Source organism: Methylobacter psychrophilus, from assembly GCF_025583945.1.
Taxonomy (GTDB): Bacteria; Pseudomonadota; Gammaproteobacteria; order Methylococcales; family Methylomonadaceae; genus Methylobacter_C; species Methylobacter_C psychrophilus.
Window position 1 is genome coordinate 1 of sequence record NZ_JAOEGU010000112.1, and the last position, 3,290, is coordinate 3,290.

General features: G+C 42.6%; 4 protein-coding genes. 2 read left to right on the top strand and 2 right to left on the bottom strand.

The window, feature by feature from the left end:
• The coding region (locus N7974_RS20270; RefSeq protein ID WP_262967345.1) for a methyltransferase domain-containing protein at positions 1-563 on the top strand (563 nt) is incomplete at its 5' end.
• Between the two features lie 140 nt (positions 564-703).
• Here N7974_RS20270 and N7974_RS20275 read toward each other — a convergent pair.
• Both N7974_RS20275 and N7974_RS20280 read right to left on the bottom strand, forming a co-directional pair.
• Complete coding sequence (locus tag N7974_RS20275) at positions 704-1,231, bottom strand: rhodanese-like domain-containing protein (RefSeq protein WP_262967346.1); 528 nt, start codon at positions 1,229-1,231, stop codon at positions 704-706.
• Positions 1,232-1,462: 231 nt separating this feature from the next.
• Positions 1,463-2,044, bottom strand: a complete 582-nt coding sequence (locus tag N7974_RS20280; RefSeq protein ID WP_243217463.1) for a beta-class carbonic anhydrase — start codon at positions 2,042-2,044, stop codon at positions 1,463-1,465.
• Between the two features lie 185 nt (positions 2,045-2,229).
• Between N7974_RS20280 and N7974_RS20285 the strand changes: the two genes are divergently transcribed.
• Positions 2,230-3,132 (top strand): LysR family transcriptional regulator, encoded by a 903-nt coding sequence (locus tag N7974_RS20285; RefSeq protein ID WP_262967347.1) that lies wholly within the window; start codon positions 2,230-2,232, stop codon positions 3,130-3,132.
• Positions 3,133-3,290: the final 158 nt, after the last annotated feature.

The following is a 3,290-nucleotide window of genomic DNA, read 5'->3' on the forward strand; positions in this document are numbered from 1 at the left end:
GGCACTTGGAAAACATTGAGTTTCACGTTGGCGACATGCTGGCTCTGGGTTATCCCGATGATAGTTTTGATGCGGTGGTATGCGTCTTCGGTATTTTCTTTGTTCCTGATATGACCGAGGCAGTCAAAGAATTATGGCGTATGGTAAAACCCGGCGGCAGACTGGCCATTACCACTTGGGGCCCACATTTATTTGAGCCAGCCAACCGGGCTTTTTGGGATGTCATCAATATCGAACGTCCCGATCTGCATCATGGCTTTAATCCTTGGGACCGTATTTCAGAACCGGACGGTCTCAGAGCAATGCTTGCAAAAGCCAATGTGTGCAACATCGACATTCTTGCCGAAGCTGGAACGCATCCTTTAAATTTACCGGATGACTGGTGGAAAATCGCCATGGGTAGCGGCTACCGAGGAACGCTTGAACAACTGGATATCGCTACCTTGGATCGTGTGCGCCAGGAAAATTTATCACGTCTTGTTGAAGGTCAGGTGAATGCAATTGAAACTAACGTTATTTACGCGGTAGCAACGAAAACAGACAAACAGACTATTATCGCGTAACAAAAAAGCCCGCGTAATTCACAGAATCTCTTTTACCCATTTCGTTATACACATTTTTTTTTATAAAATTAAAATCAATAGCTTATGTGTGACAGTCAAATAGCGTTCGTTACATAAAATACTGAATAATTGTTACATCATTACTTGTTCAGATTAGTTTTGTAGGAATAACCGCTATCTATCCATGCAGAAATGCCACCTGGCGCACGGTATACATTGGTGTAGCCTAGTTTTTTTGCCCAAGATGCCGCATTATGTGAGCGGCCACATTTGGTAAGACCGCAATAAGTGACGATTTTCTTGTTTTTATCAGCGCCCAGCAAGACACGATAATCCTCTTGCGTAAAACTATCAGGCATCGCTATATCTTTTTCCCAATTACCCGAGTGATTGGATTGAAAACCGAAATGCCGTGCGCCATCAATATAAGCCAGATTGTATTCTTCGGTAGGGTGTGCGTCGATTAGCACAAAGTTTTCTTTGCCATCAATCATTTGTTTAAGCTCAGCCACGCTCAAAAGTTTATAACCACCTTGCACTGTTTCTGTGGCTACTTTAAGCGCCACTGCTTCAATGTCAGTTTCTTTTAATAAACTATTGCCCGCCAACGCGCCATTAGTCGCAAACAGGCATAAAACTATCAGGATACGGTACATTTTTTTCATCATCTTTCCTTGGGCTATTAGTTTTTTAAGTGTGTCAAGTCTATCCCCAAGTAGCAAGAAAACCGTTCCAATAAATGGGTGTCAATTTGTATAGAGAATTAACCAAAAACAGATGCGAATTCATTCAAAATTGCGGGCAGGAATACAATTATAATTCCTGCATACGAATCCTGAGGAGGATAATAGACCATACTCGCTCCAGAGGATAAGGAGGCGAGCATGTTTGAACGGTTATTAACTAACTCTACCGACTTCTGTAGCGGCGGGTACTTCAATTAGCCGGCCTGATTTAACGTCGTAGATGTAACCGTAAATGGGGATGTCGGAAGGAACCAGCGGATGATTTTTAATGCGGGTTACATCTTCAAAAACGCTTTGTTCCTGGTCTTTAATGGTCAACCAGTCGATATATTTGCCTTCTGCTGAACCTGGACCTTCGCAGCAATCATGCCAGCCGTTGGCATCGACGGAGGCAGTTTTTAAGCTGCTGCCTAACAGGCCGCGCATGATATCGTCGGTAAACGTTTCCATGCCGCAGTCGGTATGATGAACGACAAACCATTCGCGGGTTCCCAGTAATTTATAGGAGATAACCAAAGAACGGATGGCGTCCTCACTGGCACGGCCGCCAGCATTACGAATTACGTGGGCATCACCTTCAGATAAGCCCGCATATTTGGCGGGATCCAAACGGGCATCCATACAGGTTAAAATCGCAAAATGTCTTCCGGGAGGCATAGGTAAAGCACCTTTGTCACCAAAATCATTCGCGTAATCTCTGTTTGCCGCTAAAACTTCATTAAGAATTTTACCCATAAACACCTCTCATTATTATTGTTGGGCCATAAAAAAACCGCTTGCTCCTGATCATTAAGGAATGAAAAAGACCAAGCGGCAATTAGAACAACTATCTCCAGTTCAAAGTCTACTCCAATAAAGCATGGTTTTAAATAGCGATATAGGTTATACAATATAAACTCAAAGTTTATAAAAAATCGAATATGGCTAAATTAAATAATACACAGGTATTTTGCCGAATTGTTGAGTTGGGCACTTTTACAGCGGTTGCCCGCGAAATGAATCTTTCTGCGATGATGATCAGTAAATACATGGCTCAGCTGGAAGAATCTTTAGGGGTTGCCTTATTAAACAGAACAACCAGGCGACTCAGCATGACCGAAGCGGGGGAAATATACTATCACCGCAGCAAGCAACTGCTGGAGGATTTTTCGGAACTGGAAGAATATACCTCGCAGATGGGTTTACAGGTAAAAGGCACTTTAAAAATCAGTGCATCGATTGATTTTGGTGGACTTTATATGGTGCCTGCCATTGATGCGTATCAGCGGGAATATCCCGATGTTAAAATTTTGATGACCTTGCATAACAGCCAAGTTAATTTAAGCGAAGGCAGTTTCGATTTGTCTATTCTGGTCACGGATACGCTTGATTTTGGCGTAGTTGCCAGAAAAATTGCCCAAACCCGATTATGCACTTATGCATCTCCTGACTATATCGCTGAACACGGTGAACCACAACACATTGACGAGTTAAGCTCGCATCGCTGCCTGCATTATATGGATACGCCACATAAAGATTATTGGGTATTTAATGACGGTGGCGAGGAGGTTAAAATCAAGGCGAACTGGCATTTTTCCTCAAACAATGGCAGGGCCCTGTGTCAGGCAGCCGCTTTGGGTATGGGCATAACCCAGGCACCTGAATTATCGGTGATGAATTATTTGGAACAGGGTCAGTTGATCGAAATTTTGCCGAATTTTCGCATTCCCTCACTAAAAATTTATGCAACTTATCTGCAAAGACGCTTTCTGCCCGCCAAGTTAGCTACATTTGTGGAGTTTTTAATCAAATACTTTGCAAAAAACAACCGACTCTCAAGCTAACTTGAAATTTATCTAAAGGCACACCATATGGCAGGGCAACCGCATATAAATTAACTAAAAAACCAGAGATAATACCCAGTTTTTTTGGAGATTTTCTACCATGTCATTAAGTTTACAAGAAGCTTTTTCGTCTCTTGAAGATCCACGAGTTGAAAGGC

Excerpts from the sequence above, each read along its gene's own strand:
- N7974_RS20275 (WP_262967346.1), bottom strand. The coding sequence starts at position 1,231 with ATGATGAAAAAAATGTACCGTATCCTGATAGTTTTATGCCTGTTTGCG.
- N7974_RS20280 (WP_243217463.1), bottom strand. The coding sequence starts at position 2,044 with ATGGGTAAAATTCTTAATGAAGTTTTAGCGGCAAACAGAGATTACGCG.
- N7974_RS20285 (WP_262967347.1), top strand. The coding sequence starts at position 2,230 with ATGGCTAAATTAAATAATACACAGGTATTTTGCCGAATTGTTGAGTTG.